The 1,389-nt window shown below is 65.2% G+C and carries 1 protein-coding gene; it reads left to right on the forward strand.

All coding sequences use genetic code 11. From position 1 onward, the window contains the following. Nucleotides 1–132 precede the first annotated feature (132 nt). Nucleotides 133–1,341 carry an IS256 family transposase gene (locus ACTZWU_RS16695; RefSeq protein WP_444738487.1) on the forward strand — a complete coding sequence of 403 codons (1,209 nt, stop codon included), beginning with the start codon at nt 133–135 and terminating at the stop codon, nt 1,339–1,341. The last annotated feature ends 48 nt before the right edge of the window (nt 1,342–1,389 follow it).

A 1,389-nucleotide genomic window follows, 5' to 3' on the forward strand; every position in this document is an offset into this window, starting at 1 on the left:
CCCTTTGACGGTTAGCGTCCGAGGAGCTGGTGTAATTTCATCGCCGCCGGCGGTGTGATCCCGGGTGGCCATCGAGGTGTAGGATCGAGGTGGAGTTTGGCGACTTCAACCACGGACCCCACGGAGACCCCGATGACCAAGACGAACATGGACCTGTCCGAGCTTCTGGCCAAGCACGATCAGGGTGACTTCCTTCACGGCATAGCCGAGGCCGTGCTGCAGCTGTTCATGGAGACCGATGTGGAAGGCATCATCGGCGCCGGCCGGCATGAACGCAGCAGCGAGCGCACGACATGGCGCAACGGGTATCGAGAGCGCGCTCTCGATACCCGTTTGGGCACGCTGAACCTGCGGGTGCCGAAGCTGCGGCAGGGCAGCTACTTCCCAGGCTTCCTCGAGGCCCGCAAGACGTCCGAGCAGGCGCTGGTGGCGGTGATCCAGGAGGCCTGGATCGGCGGGGTCTCGACCCGCCGCGTCGACGAACTGGTGCAGGCGATGGGGCTGAACGGCATCTCCAAGAGCACGGTCTCGAAGCTACACAAGGATATCGATGAGCGCGTCGGCGAGTTCTTGAACCGTCCGCTCACCGGCGAGTGGCCCTATGTCTGGCTGGACGCCACCTACCTCAAGGTGCGCCAGGGCGGCCGTATCGTCCCGGTCGCGGCCATAATCGCAGTTGCCGCCAACACCGAGGGGCGCGGGGAAATCATCGGCCTGGGCATCGGCCCCTCGGAAGCGGAGACATTCTGGACCGAGTTCCTGCGGTCCCTACGCGCCCGGGGCCTTGGCGGTGTCCGGCTGGTGATCAGCGACGCCCACACCGGCCTCAAGGCCGCCATCGCCCGCGTGTTCGAGGCGACTTGGCAGAGGTGCCGCGTTCACTGGATGCGCAACGCGCTGGCCCACGTCTCGCGCGGCCAGCACACCGTCGTCGCCGCCGCGATCCGCCAGGCCTTCGATCAGCCCGATCGCGCTCATGCCGGCGAGACCTGGCGCAAGGTCTCCGAGCAGTTGCGCCCGCGCTGGCCCAAGCTGGCCGACCTGATGGACGCCAGCGAGCACGACGTGCTGGCCTACATGTCCTTCCCGCGCCAGCATCGGACCAAACTGCACAGCACCAACCCGATCGAGCGCCTGAACAAGGAAGTGAAGCGCCGCGCCGACGTCGTCGGCATCTTCCCGAACGAGGCCTCCATCATGCGGCTCATCGGCGCCGTGCTGTTCGAGCAGAATGACGAATGGCAAACCTCGAGCCGCTACATGATGGTCGAGGCCTTCGCCCAGATCGACACCGAGGAGATCGACCCCATTCTCAGCATAACAACGACGAAGGCCGCCTGATCATGCTCTCAGGCCATCCGGGAATTTACACCAGCTTGACGGACGTGA

Origin of the sequence: Paracoccus sp. NSM (assembly GCF_052379855.1) — a bacterium.
Taxonomy (GTDB): Bacteria; Pseudomonadota; Alphaproteobacteria; order Rhodobacterales; family Rhodobacteraceae; genus Paracoccus.